The following is a 15,906-nucleotide window of genomic DNA, read 5'->3' on the forward strand; positions in this document are numbered from 1 at the left end:
GAGCCTAGAAGGTCAACTAGTCCCATCGCTTCCTAACAAACTCGCTCGCACTTCCGAGATAAAGTAGAGTGACCCCGTCACGAAAAGCAAGTCCTGATCATTGGCCTTTTCTTCAAATTCGTTGATAAAATCGTCATAGGAAGGAATCAAATCGTAACCCGCCACATCCTTCTCATCCAAAGAACCTTGGTAGTCAAAGCCCGTTACCTTAAGTTCCACCTGAGGCAACTGCTCAGATAGATAGCCTAACATCCCTTGATAATCCTTGCGTTTAAGAGCCCCAAAAAGAATGTGAACTTGATATCCTTGCTGGATTTTCCCTTGGATAAACTCGACCAGACGAGTTAAGGCTGGAAGATTGTGAGCCCCGTCTAGGTAGATATGCGGACGAATCCGTTCCAATCGACCGGCCCAGCGAGTTTCTTTCAAAGCCTGTCTGACAAGTCCTTCTTCGACACCTTCACCTCTTGACGCCATAAACAGAAGAAAGGTTTGTAAAGCCAAGGCGGCATTTTCTTGCTGATAGGTACCTTCCAAACCGATTTCAAGCCGTGAAAAACCTGCTAGGCTACTTGAGAAATTCCCAGCTTTCAAAGCGAAGTCTTGCCCAGCTTGATAAAGGTCTACGTCCAACTCTTTTGCTCTTTTTTGACAGACAGGCTCAGCTTCTGCATTAAGCTTGGCAATGACCGCCTTCTTTCCAACCTTGAAGATACCAGCTTTCTGCTCTGCTATTTCTTCCAAACTATCTCCCAAGGTCTCCTGATGATCTAACCCAATCGAAGTTATAACTGCAATCTCTCCTGTTACGACATTAGTGGTGTCAAGTAGACCACCAATCCCCACTTCTAGCAGGACTAGATCCACTCTCTGCTCTTTGAAGTAAAGCAAAGCAATCAAGGTCAACAACTCAAAGAAAGACAATTGGTCATGTGTTTCCAAAAGAGTTTTTTCCATCTCCTTGACTTGGTTAGCTATACGGACAAAGTCTTCACCTGCGATTGGTTGTCCATTGATACAGATTCGATCATGGATACTGATGATATGAGGAGAGGTAAAAGTACCAACTTTTTTACCATGAGCAACAAATAACTCCCTCATGAAGGCAATAGTTGACCCTTTACCGTTAGTCCCTGTTACGTGGATAATGGGATAAGTCTTCTCAGGATTCCCCAACAAATCCACAGCTCGCTGCATTCGTCCAAGACCAGATCTAAAGTTTAAACCAATCCGACTATGAAGCCATTCTTCTACTTCAAACATACATGTCTCCTTAACAAAAGTCCAATCAACTACCACATCAAAGTATGATTACAAATAAAAGCGAGGTCGGGACTAAAATCCCAACCTCTTACCTGGTTAGCTAATCACTAGCTACTATGAATTTCAACATGGGGTAAAAACGTTCACTGAACATACCAGTTCTCTCTTATTTTAAGGAACTGGGCTAAAAACGTTCCCCGAACGTTCCTGCTTTTTCTTATTTCTAGAAGCAGGGCTGATACAGTCTCCCAGACTGTATCACTCCTCCATAAAGCTGTTAAAGACCTCTTCAATCATGTTCCATTCGTCTTCTGAGTCTTCTGGGATTGGTTGTAATTCGCCTTCTGTTCCATCTTCATTTTCGATGAATGAGTAAGCTTGGATTTCAACTTCACCATTTTCATCTTCTTCTGCGTTAACTGGCACTAGCAGAACATAGTTTTTACCAAATTCTTCTTTCCCATCGATGGTCAAAAGAATTTCAAACAAGGTTTCATTTCCTTGCTCATCTACTAGTGTAATCAATTCACGTTCTTCGTGATCATGGTTGTGATCGTGTGACATAGTTTCTCCTCTGTCTTAAAATTTTCTATCTAAATAATTTTGCAAAATTAGCTGAGCAGCCAACTTATCAATAACTTTCTTGCGTTTGTTACGACTGATATCTGCTTGTTCAATCAACATACGCTCCGCAGCGACCGTTGTCAAACGCTCATCCTGATAGTCTACTGGCAAACCAAAGAGTTCTTCTAGCTTGGCACCATAGGCTTGACTGGCTTCTACTCGCGGACCGCTGGTATTGTTCATGTTTTTGGGCAGACCCACTACAAAGCGCTCCACCTTATAGCTGTCAACCAATTCCTTGATACGGTCAAAACCAAACTGGCCCTGATCCTCATTGATTTGGATGATTTCAAGTCCCTGAGCGGTGAAGCCTAGTGGATCGCTAATGGCCACGCCTACCGTTTTTGAACCAACGTCCAACCCCATAATTCTCATAGATTATAGATCGACTCCTTGTCCTTTAAGGTAATAGCGCACCAATTCTTCAACAATTTCATCACGCTCATACTTACGAATTTGATTTCGTGCATTATTGTAACGAGGAACGTAGGCAGGGTCTCCACTCAATACATAACCGACGATTTGATTTATCGGATTATAACCCTTTTCATTCAAAGAAGCATAGACATCTGTCAACGTCTCGCTAATCTCTTTTTTATTGGAATCATCCAATTTAAACCGTACAGTTTCTTCAGTAAATCCCATTCTAACACCCTCTTTCCTTAGAATAGTACTATTATAGCATATTTCCTTACGTTCTACAATTAAGTCAATCCATTTATTTGGATTTTCTTACTGTTCTGTCGCACCATTTGCCACTCTGTCTGCGATATATTGGCTTGGTTCATTTTTCAAAAGAGTCTCTAAGCCAAGATTTTTCAAATAATCTGTCTGTGACGCCTTTTTGACATCCAAGACTTGTAAATCATAGGTCGTTGTGGTCTGGATTTCAGTCTCACTGAGCAGTTTGGTTTCAAGTGTAAAACCTGCCAATTTGCGCGCTTCCTGAAGCATTTCATCCTTTTCTTCCGCTTCTAAAAGAGCTTTTTGAGTTTCTTCAAGACCGTGGTCAGCGATAAAGGATTTCAATCCCTCACTTAAGGGCCGTATCTGCCGAATAACCAATTTTAGAAATTGTTTCCCTTTATAGGTAATGGTTTGCGTTTGCTTGACGCCATCTCCTGACTCAGGGAAAATCAAAGTCTTGGTCACAACCGTATTCTTTTCCGCATTTTCCAAAACGGGCAGAGTAGACTGGAGCGTTTCGGATTCACTTTTTGAACTGGATGTCGTTTCCTTCTTTTGGCCACATCCTGCAAGTAGCAGGAGGAGAGTAGCTGCGCCAATTACTATCTTTTTCATAATTCCTCACATAATTTTTTGATAAAAAATGAACAAGGCTAGGAGATACCCCAGCCTCGATGTTTATAGAGCTGCACGCAAACGTGCTTCTGCATTTTCTACATTACGGACAGAGCGTGGTAAAAAGGCACGGATATCATCTTCTTTGTAACCGACCTGCAAACGCTTCTCGTCAACTAGAATAGGACTTTTTAAGATCCGTGGTGTTTCCATGATTAAGTTGAGTACTTCATTCACACTCAAATCTTCGATGTCAACTCCTAAAGCTTTCGCATAGCGGTTTTTTGATGATACAATGCTGGCAATTCCATTATCTGTCTTTGTCAGAATATCAAGTAGTTCTTCTCTCGTAATTCCTTCTTTACCAAGGTTTTGTTCTTTATAACTTAACTGGTGTGCGTTGAGCCAAGTCTTCGCTTTCTTACAGCTTGTGCAACTGGAGACGGTATAAATCTTAATCATGTGCCTACCCCTTTCGCTACATGTTACTATCAGTTTAGTCTATTATACCATAAAAAACATCCGACTTGCGACCTATTTTTAAAAAAATTTAACTTTTTTAGCGATTTTCGTACTTTTTTCTTGACAAAATCAATTTATAGCCAACTTTTAAATTTTTTGATATAGATTCGTTTCACTACTGTAACACTGATCATATAGAGAACGATGATCAAAAGCAAAAAGAGGAAATAAATTGGTTCCAAAGGGGTTAAATGAAGAAGGCTAGCAATTGAAGAGTAGGGAAGGAAAGTCACAAAGCTAGCTGCCAGCAAGGTTGTTCCAAGAACAAACCATGACGGACGACTTTGCAAGAAAGGAAGCTTTGCTGAACGAAGCATATGGATAACCATGGTTTGGGACCACATGGATTCAATGAACCAACCAGTCTGGAACAAAATGATAAAGGCCGTTGCAGAATCTGCTCCGTGAACATAGGCTTGGCCTGTCGCCATTGGGACAATGACAAAATAGAGCAAGATAAAGGTCAAAATATCAAAGGCAGAAGAAATCGGACCCATCCAAATCATAAAGCGAGTAATGGACTTGGCTTCCCACTTATGAGGATGCTTCAAAAAGTCTTCATCCACATTATCAAATGGCAAGGCGATACAAGAAAGGTCGTAGACTAGGTTTAACACAATCAAGTGAATCGGAGCCATAGGAAGGAAAGGTAAAAAGATACCAGACACTAAAAGAGAGAAAATGTTCCCGAAATTAGAGCTGACCGTCATCTTGATGTATTTGGTCATGTTGGCATAGACTTTGCGCCCTTCAACCAGCCCTTTTTCAAGCACCATCAAATCCTTATCTAGCAAAATGACATCAGCCGTTTCTTTGGCAATATCTACTGCTGTATCAACAGAAATCCCCACATCTGCCACTTTCATAGAAGGGGCATCATTGATCCCATCTCCCATATAGCCGACACAATGTCCATTCGATTTGATTTGTAAAATGATTCGTGCTTTTTGATCCGGAGAGAGTTTGGCAAAGACCGTCACCTTCTCAACTGCTTGTGCTAACTCTTCGTCCGCCATAGCATCAATATCAGAACCCAACAAGATTTGATCAACGTCTAGACCAACTTTTTCGCAAACTGCTTGGGTTACCTTCTCATTGTCTCCCGTCAAGATCTTTGTTTGAACACCGTGTTCTAACAAAGCTTGGATAGCAGGCGCTGCTGATGGTTTTGGTGGATCTAGAAAGGCAAGATATCCTGTTAGAATCATCTCTTTTTCATCTTCAACGGAGTAAGCAAAACCTTCTTCTAGACCTGTTTTATAAGCGACTCCCAAGACTCGCAATCCCTGTTGATTGAGTTGGTCCACTTCTTTTAAGATTTCCACTCGGATATCATCCGTCAGAGGGCTAATCTGACCTTGATATTCCACATGGGTTGAAATCGCAAGCATTTCCTCTAGGGCACCCTTGGTTACCAAACTAACAACTTCATTCTCATCCTTGACGATGACACTCATCCGTCTGCGTTCAAAATCAAATGGCAATTCATCTATTTTTTGGAAGCTAGTATCCAAATTTTGTAAAATAGCGTGTTCTTTAGCTTCTTTTTCAGTTCTACTGATAATGGCACGGTCCATTAAATTTTTCAATCCCGTTTGAAAATAGGAATTGAGATAGGCACGTCTCAACACAGACAAATCCAAATCTCCATGTATATCCAAAGGATATTCAAGGACGATTTCGTCTTGGGTAAGGGTTCCCGTTTTATCCGTGCATAGGATATCAATAGCACCTAGATCTTGTATGGCATTGAGTTTTTTGATGACGACTTTTTCCTTGGCCATGATAATGGAGCCTTTTGCTAGACTGGCCGTGATGATCATAGGAAGCATCTCAGGTGTCAACCCAACACCAACACTCAGTGCAAACACACCTGCTTCCAGCCAGTCTCCATCTGTCAAGCCATTGGAGAGAAAGACGATGGGAACCATGACTAACATCAAACGGATCAAGAGCCAAGAGATGCTGTTCATCTCCCGTTCAAAAGAGGTCGGTTCGTCATAGGTATTGAGAGTCTGCTCGATTTCTCCCATCATGGTGTCATCACCGACCGCTAGAATCAAAGCCTTGGCGCTTCCTGATATCACATTGGTTCCCATAAAAGCGAGCGCTTCTGCTTCTAGTAGACTATCAAAGTTTGACTGACTCATTTTTGATAAGGCCAGTTTTTCAACCGAGTCACTTTCACCTGTCAAACCAGACTGTTGAACAAAGAAATCACGTGATTCAGTTAAAATGAGGTCTGCTGGAATCATATCCCCAGCACTCAACTTGACCATATCTCCAACGACCAAATCCTCAATCGCGACCTCTAAACTCTGGCCTTCGCGAATCACCGTAGCTGTATTCACAATCATTTTTGATAGATTGGTCGCAGCCTTGTCACTTCGCAATTCTTGGACAAAGCGTATGCCACCAGAGATTAGAACGAGAACGACGATAATGATAGAGGTCGTCGGATCTTCTTGCCCAGGCTTCGCCAACCAGACATTGGTCACCATGGAGATCATAGCGATGACCAGCAGGATGATTGTAAATGGATTGATAATAGATTCGTAAATTTTTTTGAGGATACTGTCTTCTTGACCCTTGGTGATGGTGTTTTCGCCATATAGGTCACGATTTTTTTCCACCTGCTCCTCAGTCAAGCCTGTTAGACTTGTCTTGTAAAAAGATAGAGTTTCGTTTAAAGGTGTATGAATAGCTGCTGCTAATCTTTCTTTTGTAGTTTTCATTGGTTTCTCCTATCTGTATGAATGATGTGTTTCATACACAGAGACCAATCACTTTATAAGGGCAGAACGACACAAATCAGCGATTGGCTGTGTATGTGCGGTTCTGGATGATCGTCAATTTGCATCGTCTGTCTCCTTTCCTTGTTCTAAAACAGTAGAAAATCCCACCATAAAATGGCAGGATTAAAAAACTAATTATCTGTTTTTTCGTTCAAGCTTTAACTCCATAGGGCAATGAAATGAGCTTAGTCTTGGCCTTCGCGACCAGGACTGTTGACCAACGAGTAGTGTCTCCACTGCTTTGCGGTAGTCATCCGTATCCCTATGGTAGCCTCACCTACCGTTTTCGTCTATAAGTATAAACCTTTAAAATATAAAAGTCAACGATTTATCTCATTTTTTAGATAACAATCAATTCTTTTGGAGCTAGAGTCAACAATTCGCAACCTGTCTCCGTAATCAAGATATCATCTTCAATACGAACCCCGTATTTACCTTCAATATAAATACCTGGTTCATCAGTCAAGACCATACCAGATTTAATGACTTCTTTGGAAGTTTGGCTAAAGTAGGGTTCCTCATGGATATCCAGTCCGATACCGTGACCGATACCGTGGGTAAAGTAGTCGCCATAGCCTGCCTCGATGATAATATCGCGAGGGATTTTGTCAAAGTCACGGAAACCTAATCCTGCCTTAGCCTGGTCAATCAGGGCTTGGTTGGCTTTTAGAACCGTATTGTAAATCTCTGCCTGTTCGTCACTGACATGACCGAGATAAATGGTACGTGTCATATCGCTGACGTAGTGGTCGTAGAGGCAGCCGAAGTCCATGGTAATGGCTTCTCCAACTTCAACTGGTTTGTGCATCGGATGAGCATGGGGTTTTGAAGAGTTGATACCACTTGCTAAAATGGTATCAAAAGACAAGCCAGATGCTCCTAGCTCCCGCATACGGAAGTCAAGGAAGTTGGCAATTTCGATCTCAGTTTTTCCAGGTTTGATAAAGTCAAGTGCATCGCGAAAAGCTTGGTCTGAGATAGAACATGCCTTGCGAATAGTCGCAATCTCTTTCTCATCCTTAATTATACGAAGCGCTTCAACAAACTGAGTCTGCGGAAGTAAATCCAAACCTGCAAAAGCTGCCTGCATACGGTGGTAATAAGAGACCGAAATCTCGTCCTCAAAACCGATGCGAGACAAACCCATATCCTTAACGATGCCTGCAATAACAGTCAATTCATCACGATCAGCCACAATCTCAAAACCTGTCACTTCTTGCTTGGCCGCAATGATATAGCGAGAGTCTGTCACCAAGACCTGACGGTCACGGCTGATAAAAACTGTTCCGTTCGAACCCCAAAAGCCAGTCAAGTAGTAAACATTTTTAAGGTTGTTGATGATGATACCATCTAGTTCTTTTTCTTGCATTTTAGCTAAAAATGCTTGTACACGTTTATTCATGATGTAACTTTCCTTTCAAATAGTGTCCTGTGTAGCTGGCTTCGTTGGCCGCTACTTCTTCTGGTGTTCCTGTTGCGATGATGGTTCCACCACCGACACCGCCCTCAGGTCCCAAATCAATAATATGGTCTGCCGTCTTGATGACATCCAGATTGTGCTCGATGACGAGGACTGTATTTCCATCGTCGACAAAGCGAGCCAAGACCTTGAGCAAGCGAGCGATGTCCTCTGTATGAAGCCCTGTCGTTGGCTCATCCAGAATATAGAAAGATTTTCCTGTCGAGCGTTTGTGGAGTTCACTAGCCAACTTCATACGCTGAGCTTCTCCTCCAGAAAGGGTGGTAGCCGGTTGCCCTAGCGTTACATAGCCTAGCCCCACATCCTTGATGGTCTGAAGTTTGCGCTGAATCTTGGGAATGTGTTGGAAGAATTCCACCGCATCGTTGACAGTCATGTCCAAGACCTGCGAGATATTTTTTTCCTTGTAATGGACTTCAAGGGTTTCACTATTGTAGCGGGTCCCGTGGCAGACCTCACAAGCCACGTAAACATCTGGCAAGAAGTGCATCTCGATCTTGATAATCCCGTCACCTGAGCAGGCTTCGCAACGACCACCCTTGACGTTGAAACTGAAACGGCCCTTCTTGTAGCCTCGAATCTTGGCCTCGTTTGTCTGGGCAAAGAGGTCACGTATATCGTCAAAAACTCCCGTATAGGTAGCAGGGTTAGACCTTGGCGTCCGTCCGATCGGGCTCTGATCAATGTCAATCAAGCGGTCTACATGCTCAATCCCTGTGATAGTTTTAAACTTACCAGGCTTGTCTGAATTGCGATTGAGCTTCTGGGCAATAGCTTTTTTGAGGATGCTGTTGATTAAGGTCGATTTCCCTGAACCTGACACACCTGTCACCGCAATGAATTTTCCTAATGGGAAACGAGCCGTGATATTTTGCAAGTTGTTCTCACGCGCTCCCGTCACCTCGATAAAACGACCATTTCCGGAACGGCGCTCTTCTGGCACTGGAATCGCTCGTTTTCCTGATAAATACTGACCTGTGATAGACTTACTGTTGCGAGCCACCTGCTTGGGCGTTCCTGCGGCCACAATCTCTCCACCAAAAACACCAGCACCAGGGCCGACATCAATCAGATAATCCGCCTCGCGCATGGTATCTTCGTCGTGTTCTACCACGATGAGAGTATTTCCCAAGTCACGCATCTTTTTCAGACTGGCAATCAGGCGGTCATTATCCCTCTGGTGAAGACCAATCGACGGCTCATCCAGGATATAAAGGACACCTGATAAGTTGGACCCAATCTGGGTTGCCAAACGAATACGCTGACTCTCCCCACCTGAAAGGGTTCCTGCCGAACGCGACAGCGTCAAATAGTTAAGGCCTACGTTATTAAGGAAGGTCAAGCGATCCTTGATTTCCTTGAGGATAGGACGAGCAATAATGGCTTCATTTTCAGACAGGGTCAGCTGGCTCACCAACTCCAAGTGGTCTGCGATAGACAGGTCCGAAATTTCTCCGATATGTGGTCCTTGCTCCCCACCCACTCGGACAGACAAGGCCTGGTCATTGAGACGATAGCCGTGACAAGTTCCGCAGGTTAGCTCATTCATGTAGAGACGCATTTGGGTGCGTGTGTAATCACTGTTAGTCTCATGGTAACGACGCTTGATATTATTGACAACCCCCTCAAAAGGAATGTCAATATCGCGCACACCGCCAAATTCATTCTCATAGTGGAAATGGAATTCCTTGCCATCTGAGCCATAGAGAATCAAGTTTTTATCTTCTTCTGACAAGTCTTCAAATGTCTTATCCATATCCACTCCAAAGGCTGTCATGGCTTGTTCCAGCATATTTGGATAGTAGTTGGATGAGATAGGATTCCAAGGTGCCAAGGCTCCCTCACGCAAGGTTTTGCTGGCGTCTGGCACTACCAAATCAACATCCACCTCCAGCTTGATGCCCAAACCATCACACTCACTACACGAACCAAACGGGGCATTGAAGGAGAAGAGACGAGGTTCTAACTCTGGAACAGTAAAGCCACAAACTGGGCAGGCATAGTGCTCAGAAAAGAGCAACTCAGAATCGTCCATAGTATCGATAATCACATAGCCTTCTGCGATACGAAGGGCAGCCTCGATTGAGTCAAAGAGACGGCTACGAATGCCCTCCTTGATGACAATACGGTCGACCACAACATCAATATTGTGTTGTTTGCTCTTGGACAACTCTGGAACTTCAGTCACATCATAGACCTCCCCATCCACACGGACGCGGACATAACCATCTTTCTGAACCTTTTCAATGACACTCTTGTGTTGCCCTTTTTTCTTGCGAATAACAGGAGCTAAAATTTGCAGACGTTGACGTTCTGGCAATTCCAAGACCTTATCCACGATTTGCTCTACAGAAGAGGCCTTGATGGCCCCATGCCCGTTGATACAGTAAGGCGTCCCCACACGTGCGTAGAGGAGACGCAGATAGTCATTGATTTCAGTCGTCGTTCCCACGGTCGAACGAGGGTTTTTACTGGTGGTTTTCTGGTCGATGGAAATGGCTGGGCTGAGACCATCAATAGCATCCACGTCTGGTTTTTCCATGTTGCCCAAAAACTGACGAGCGTAGGCTGACAAACTCTCTACATAGCGACGTTGGCCCTCCGCATAGAGGGTATCAAAGGCCAGGCTGGATTTCCCCGAACCTGACAAACCAGTCACGACAACCAGCTTGTCTCGCGGAATCTCCACATCAATATTTTTTAAATTATGGGCACGTGCCCCATGAATGACAATTTTATCTTGCATCTTTGTTCTTTCTAGTCCATTATTGCTTTCCATTATACCAAAAAATGTGAAATTCTATTACCCAAAAAGCTGTTTTTATAGTATAATAGTACGGTGCAAAAAACCAAACACTGAATAGTAGGAAAGGACAGGGGATATGAAACAAGTTTTTCTCTCAACAACAACTGAATTTAAAGAGATCGACACGCTTGAACCGGGTACTTGGATCAACCTCGTCAATCCTACACAAAATGAATCGTTGGAAATCGCCAACGCCTTCGATATCGACATCACCGACCTTCGAGCACCACTCGATGCGGAAGAAATGTCCCGTATTACTATCGAAGATGAGTATACTTTGATCATCGTGGACGTTCCCATCACAGAGGAAAGAAACAATCGCACCTACTACGTTACGATTCCGCTGGGGATTATTATCACCGAGGAGACTATTATCACTACCTGCTTGGAACCTCTCCCCGTTCTCGATGTCTTTATCAACCGTAGACTGCGTAACTTTTACACCTTCATGCGTTCGCGCTTTATCTTCCAGATTCTCTACCGCAACGCTGAGCTTTACCTGACGGCCCTTCGTTCGATCGACCGTAAGAGTGAACAAATCGAAAGTCAACTTCACAAGTCTACTCGAAACGAAGAGTTGATCGAGCTCATGGAATTGGAAAAGACCATCGTCTATTTCAAGGCCTCACTTAAGACAAATGAGCGCGTGATTAAGAAATTGACCAGCGCAACTAGCAATATCAAGAAATACCTAGAGGACCAAGACCTGCTCGAAGATACCCTGATTGAAACCCAACAGGCCATCGAGATGGCAGATATCTATGGAAATGTCCTTCACTCTATGACAGAGACCTTTGCCTCTATCATTTCCAACAACCAGAACAACATCATGAAAACTCTGGCTCTCGTGACCATCGTCATGTCTGTCCCAACCATGATCTTCTCAGCCTACGGGATGAACTTCAAGGATAATGAAATCCCTCTAAACGGCGAGCCTCACGCCTTCTGGTTAATCGTCTTTATCGCCTTTGCTATGAGTGTTTCGCTCACTCTCTATCTCATCCATAAAAAATGGTTCTAAGAGGAATCCCTATGTCTCAGATTGATTTACAAAAACTAACCAAGAAAAACCAAGAGTTTATCCACATCGCTACCCAACAATTTCTCAAAGATGGCAAAACAGACGCTGAAATCAAGGCTGTCTTTGAGGAAGTTATTCCTAAAATCCTTGAAGAACAAACCAAAGGAACGACAGCTCGTTCCCTCTATGGCGCTCCAACCCACTGGGCTCATAGCTTCACTGTCAAGGAGCAATATGAAAAAGAGCACCCTAAGGAAAATGACGATCCAAAACTCATGATTATGGACTCAGCCCTTTTTATCACCAGTCTCTTTGCATTGGTTAGCGCCCTAACTACCTTCTTCTCTACAGATCAGGCTATTGGCTATGGGTTGATTACCCTCTTATTGGTTGGACTTGTAGGAGGACTTGCCTTCTACTTGATGTACTACTTTGTCTACCAGTACTATGGACCAGACACAGACCGTAGTCAACGCCCTCCATTCTGGAAATCAATCCTCGTCATCCTGGCCTCTATGGTCCTTTGGTTGGTTGTCTTCTTTGCAACAAGCTTCCTACCAGCCAACCTCAATCCAGTCCTTGCTCCACTGCCTTTGGCTATCTTAGGAGCAGCCCTTCTCGCTCTTCGCTTCTATCTCAAGAAACGTTTCAACATCCGAAGTGCAAGCGCGGGCCCATCACGTTATTAAGAAAAGTGCAAAGCTATGGCATATAGTCAATCTTTAGCTCAGCAGATTCGAAAAATTCTAGCGCTCAAACTTCCTCCCCAAATTTTCGAAGAAGAGCTAGAAGAAAAGAAACTGTTTGGTGGCCTGGCCTTTATGATTCGTGGGAAAATGGTCCTTACAGTCAGTTCCAGAAAGGACGAGCTGGTTATGGTGAGAATTGGCAAAGAAATGGAAAAGCAAGTTCTACCCCGAACAGGAGCTCATACTACATTGATGAGAGGGCGACCTTATCATGGCTATATAGACCTAGATATAGAAGGTCAAAAAGAACTTCCTCACTGGATTGATTTAGCCCTCTCCTATAATCAAGAGTTGACCAAGTAACTCATATCTAGTGAGATTAGTGATTAGAAAAACGAAAAGCAACTGCACAGGTGGTTGCTTTTTCACTTGCTTTCTTGAGATTCAATAGAACTTCTGAGTCTCATTCTTATAGTTTTCTCTCATCTTTTGTGATAGAATAGGCTTCATACTCAATGAAAATCAAAGAGCAAACTAGGAAGCTAGCCGCAGGTTGCTCAAAGCACTGCTTTGAGGTTGTAGATAGAACTGACGAGGTCAGTAACATATATACGGCAAGGCAAAGCTGACGTGGTTTGAAGAGATTTTCGAAGAGTATCAATCTATTTCTAGGAGGATGAGATATGGTTTCTACTATTGGTATTGTTAGTTTGTCTAGCGGTGTTATCGGAGAGAATTTTGTCAAACACGAAGTCGATTTGGGTATCCAACGTCTCAGGGATCTAGGACTCAATCCTGTCTTTTTACCCCATTCGCTAAAAGGGTTAGACTTTATCAAGGACCATCCTGAGGCACGTGCAGAAGATTTGATGCAGGCCTTTTCGGACGATAGCATCGACATGATCCTCTGCGCCATCGGTGGGGATGATACCTATCGTTTACTACCTTATCTTTTTGAAAACGACCAGCTTCAAAAGGTTATCAAGCCAAAGATGTTTCTTGGCTTCTCGGATACCACTATGAACCACCTTATGTTGCACAAACTAGGGGTCAAGACTTTTTATGGCCAATCCTTTCTAGCAGACATTTGTGAATTGGACAAGGAAATGTTGCCCTATAGTCTCCACTACTTTAAAGAACTGATCGAGACGGGAAGAATCTCAGAAATCCGCCCTAGCGACGTTTGGTATGAGGAACGGACTGACTTTAGTCCCAAGGCCCTGGGAACAGCTCGTATCAGCCATGCAAATACTGGTTTTGACTTGTTGCAAGGAAATGCCCAGTTCGAGGGGGAAATCCTCGGTGGGTGTCTCGAATCCCTCTACGATATTTTTGACAACTCTCTACACGCAGATAGCACAGACCTCTGCCAAAAGTATACACTTTTCCCTGACTTGTCAGACTGGGAAGGAAAGATTCTATTGCTAGAAACAAGTCAAGAAAAGCCTGAACCTGATGATTTCAAAAAAATGTTGCTAGCTTTGAAAAAAACTGGAATATTTGAGGTCATCAGTGGACTCTTGGTCGGAAAACCTATGGATGAAACTTTCTATGACGACTATAAAGAGGCACTATTGGATATCATTGATAACAATATCCCGATTGTCTATAATCTGAATGTCGGCCACGCAACTCCAAGAGCCATTGTTCCCTTTGGCGTTCACGCTTATGTGGATGCACAGGAGCAAGTCATTCGCTTTGACTATAACAAAAAATAAACAATTTCTCCATTTTTGTGCTTTGGTATTGATTTTCGTTACAATTTGTGTCTGAATTTATTGCATTTTGCTTATTTCTATGATATCCTTTTGAAGGAGGTGTATATGACTAAACAAAAAATAAATCAAATTGTCGGTTCAATCGGGGCTTTTATCGGGATTATTGTATTTATCGCCTACATCCCACAAATTTTTGCCAATTTACAAGGCAACAAAGCTCAACCATTCCAGCCTTTATCCGCAGCAGTATCTTGTTTAATTTGGGTTATTTACGGATGGACAAAAGAGCCTAAGAAGGATTGGATACTAATTATTCCAAACTCAGCTGGCGTTGTCTTAGGTGGACTGACATTTCTTACTGCACTATAAAAATTACTAGCATATAATCAAAAAGCTGAGAGGAATTTCTCAGCTTTTTCTCTTGTATAACTACTAAAACGTCACATACTACTGATAACTAAAATAATCAAGGAAAGGCTGTTGCCTAACATATGAACAACTAGAGGATAATAAATATTCTCTTTTTCTTTCACATAAATAATAGAAAAGGCAAGACCTCCACCTAAGTAACCAACTGCACTGACCCACTCTGATAAAGCCAAACTATGCATATGTGCCAAGGCAAAGACAAGTCCTACCAGAATAATGCTTAGTAAACCTGGCAACCGTTTTTGAAAGTGATGCAATAAAAGCTGACGGAAAAAGAGTTCTTCCACAAATGGTCCAATGATGCAGGCAAAAACTGCTATCAGTAGCGGTTGTTCTTGAAAGGTGCTTTGAATATTCGACTGGTTTAGACCTTGTCCGACTAGCCCAAAAAACTGCCTCAACATCTCTGATACAAATTCAAAGACAACCGTCATCAGAATGAGAAAGAGCCAGCCTGTTAAGACGGCAAAGAAGAATTTTCTTTTAGTCTTTCTAATCTCATTCAATTGTTGAATCAATCTATCCTTGAACAAGAAAGAGCCATATAGAGCTAATACTACATAGACTAGATATTTTAGATAATTCGCAATGGCAGATGGCATCGAAGAAGCCAGCAATTTAACGCCATCAAACACAAAGAGAACTGTATAGAGAATCGCAAAAATCAGAATTCCCTTATTTTTGTTAGACATCATTTAATTCCCTTCCATTCACAATCATTCTCATGGTCGTCAACCAGACCAGCAGCTTGTAAAAATGACAAAACCGCGACTGGACCTGTAAACTTGAAGCCTCGTTTTTTGAGATCTTGAGATAATTTTTCAGACAAGGCTGTTTTAGCAGGTGCCTGGCGATAGTCAGGGACATCATTGATGATGGTTTGTCCATTGACAAAAGACCAGAGATAGGCATCAAAAGAGCCGTAGGTTTCCTGGACTTGTAAAAATGCTTGGGCGTTGGCACGCGTCGCAAAAATCTTGGCTCTATTTCGGATGATGGCTTGATTCTCTAACAAGGCTTCCAACTCCACATCTGTCATTTCCGCGACCGCCTGAATTTGATAGCCATGAAATGCTTCTCGGAAAGCTTGGCGTTTGTTTAGTACCGTTTCCCAAGACAGACCAGCCTGATAAGTCTCCATACAGAGCAGTTCAAAAAGAGCGCGGTCGTCATGAAGGGGCTTGCCCCACTCCTGGTCGTGGTAGGCGATGTAGAGCGGATTGGTCATCTTGACCCACGAACAACGTTTTGGCATAC

General features: G+C 43.0%; 16 protein-coding genes and 1 riboswitch. Of the genes, 5 read left to right on the forward strand and 11 right to left on the reverse strand.

Translation table 11 applies throughout. From position 1 onward, the window contains the following. Window positions 1–12: 12 nt before the first annotated feature. From D8803_RS00835 to uvrA, 9 genes are all read right to left on the reverse strand, one after another. The gene (locus tag D8803_RS00835; RefSeq protein WP_131199962.1) at window positions 13–1,263 is read right to left on the reverse strand and encodes a bifunctional folylpolyglutamate synthase/dihydrofolate synthase; all 1,251 of its coding nucleotides are present in this window, start codon (window positions 1,261–1,263) and stop codon (window positions 13–15) included. A 258-nt stretch (window positions 1,264–1,521) separates the two neighbouring features. After that, on the reverse strand, window positions 1,522–1,827 hold the full coding sequence (locus D8803_RS00840) for a DUF1292 domain-containing protein (protein WP_000017624.1): 306 nt from the start codon (window positions 1,825–1,827) through the stop codon (window positions 1,522–1,524). Between the two features lie 15 nt (window positions 1,828–1,842). Further along, window positions 1,843–2,262: a Holliday junction resolvase RuvX gene (gene ruvX / locus D8803_RS00845; protein ID WP_002876031.1), complete on the reverse strand. Its 420-nt coding sequence runs from the start codon at window positions 2,260–2,262 to the stop codon at window positions 1,843–1,845. A gap of 3 nt (window positions 2,263–2,265) precedes the next feature. Next, complete coding sequence (locus D8803_RS00850) at window positions 2,266–2,532, reverse strand: IreB family regulatory phosphoprotein (RefSeq protein ID WP_000507060.1); 267 nt, start codon at window positions 2,530–2,532, stop codon at window positions 2,266–2,268. 87 nt (window positions 2,533–2,619) lie between these two features. Continuing rightward, window positions 2,620–3,189: an SP0191 family lipoprotein gene (locus D8803_RS00855; protein ID WP_131199963.1), complete on the reverse strand. Its 570-nt coding sequence runs from the start codon at window positions 3,187–3,189 to the stop codon at window positions 2,620–2,622. 63 nt (window positions 3,190–3,252) lie between these two features. Then, window positions 3,253–3,651: a transcriptional regulator Spx gene (gene spx / locus D8803_RS00860; protein ID WP_000591165.1), complete on the reverse strand. Its 399-nt coding sequence runs from the start codon at window positions 3,649–3,651 to the stop codon at window positions 3,253–3,255. Window positions 3,652–3,785: 134 nt separating this feature from the next. Next, window positions 3,786–6,446, reverse strand: a complete 2,661-nt coding sequence (gene mgtA / locus D8803_RS00870; protein WP_131199964.1) for a magnesium-translocating P-type ATPase — start codon at window positions 6,444–6,446, stop codon at window positions 3,786–3,788. A gap of 195 nt (window positions 6,447–6,641) precedes the next feature. Next, window positions 6,642–6,793: riboswitch (M-box (ykoK) riboswitch) on the reverse strand. 53 nt (window positions 6,794–6,846) lie between these two features. Then, window positions 6,847–7,908 (reverse strand): M24 family metallopeptidase, encoded by a 1,062-nt coding sequence (locus D8803_RS00875; RefSeq protein ID WP_131199965.1) that lies wholly within the window; start codon window positions 7,906–7,908, stop codon window positions 6,847–6,849. Continuing rightward, window positions 7,901–10,732, reverse strand: a complete 2,832-nt coding sequence (gene uvrA / locus D8803_RS00880; RefSeq protein WP_131199966.1) for an excinuclease ABC subunit UvrA — start codon at window positions 10,730–10,732, stop codon at window positions 7,901–7,903. The genes D8803_RS00875 and uvrA overlap by 8 nt, the downstream gene beginning before the upstream one ends. Before the next feature lie 136 nt (window positions 10,733–10,868). Between uvrA and D8803_RS00885 the strand changes: the two genes are divergently transcribed. The 5 genes from D8803_RS00885 to D8803_RS00905 all read left to right on the forward strand — a co-directional run bounded on the left by D8803_RS00885 (window position 10,869) and on the right by D8803_RS00905 (window position 14,589). Further along, window positions 10,869–11,813, forward strand: coding sequence for a magnesium transporter CorA family protein (locus D8803_RS00885; RefSeq protein WP_084974527.1), 945 nt, complete (start codon window positions 10,869–10,871; stop codon window positions 11,811–11,813). A gap of 11 nt (window positions 11,814–11,824) precedes the next feature. After that, the gene (locus tag D8803_RS00890) at window positions 11,825–12,502 is read left to right on the forward strand and encodes a DUF1129 domain-containing protein (RefSeq protein ID WP_131199967.1); all 678 of its coding nucleotides are present in this window, start codon (window positions 11,825–11,827) and stop codon (window positions 12,500–12,502) included. A gap of 15 nt (window positions 12,503–12,517) precedes the next feature. Further along, window positions 12,518–12,865 carry a TfoX/Sxy family protein gene (locus tag D8803_RS00895; RefSeq protein WP_131199968.1) on the forward strand — a complete coding sequence of 116 codons (348 nt, stop codon included), beginning with the start codon at window positions 12,518–12,520 and terminating at the stop codon, window positions 12,863–12,865. Between the two features lie 320 nt (window positions 12,866–13,185). Beyond that, the gene (locus D8803_RS00900) at window positions 13,186–14,220 is read left to right on the forward strand and encodes a S66 peptidase family protein (RefSeq protein WP_131199969.1); all 1,035 of its coding nucleotides are present in this window, start codon (window positions 13,186–13,188) and stop codon (window positions 14,218–14,220) included. A 105-nt stretch (window positions 14,221–14,325) separates the two neighbouring features. Beyond that, a complete protein-coding gene (locus D8803_RS00905) occupies window positions 14,326–14,589 on the forward strand; it encodes a SemiSWEET family transporter (RefSeq protein ID WP_000166112.1) in 264 nt (87 codons plus the stop codon). A gap of 71 nt (window positions 14,590–14,660) precedes the next feature. Here the strand turns inward: D8803_RS00905 and D8803_RS00910 are convergent, their stop codons facing one another. Beyond that, the gene (locus D8803_RS00910; RefSeq protein WP_125448905.1) at window positions 14,661–15,344 is read right to left on the reverse strand and encodes a CPBP family intramembrane glutamic endopeptidase; all 684 of its coding nucleotides are present in this window, start codon (window positions 15,342–15,344) and stop codon (window positions 14,661–14,663) included. Beyond that, window positions 15,341–15,904, reverse strand: coding sequence for a DNA-3-methyladenine glycosylase I (locus tag D8803_RS00915; RefSeq protein ID WP_131199970.1), 564 nt, complete (start codon window positions 15,902–15,904; stop codon window positions 15,341–15,343). Before D8803_RS00915 ends, D8803_RS00910 begins: the two co-directional genes overlap by 4 nt. Window positions 15,905–15,906: the final 2 nt, after the last annotated feature.

The sequence above is a fragment of the Streptococcus oralis genome (genome assembly GCF_003943385.1).
GTDB classification, from domain to species: Bacteria; Bacillota; Bacilli; order Lactobacillales; family Streptococcaceae; genus Streptococcus; species Streptococcus oralis_CA.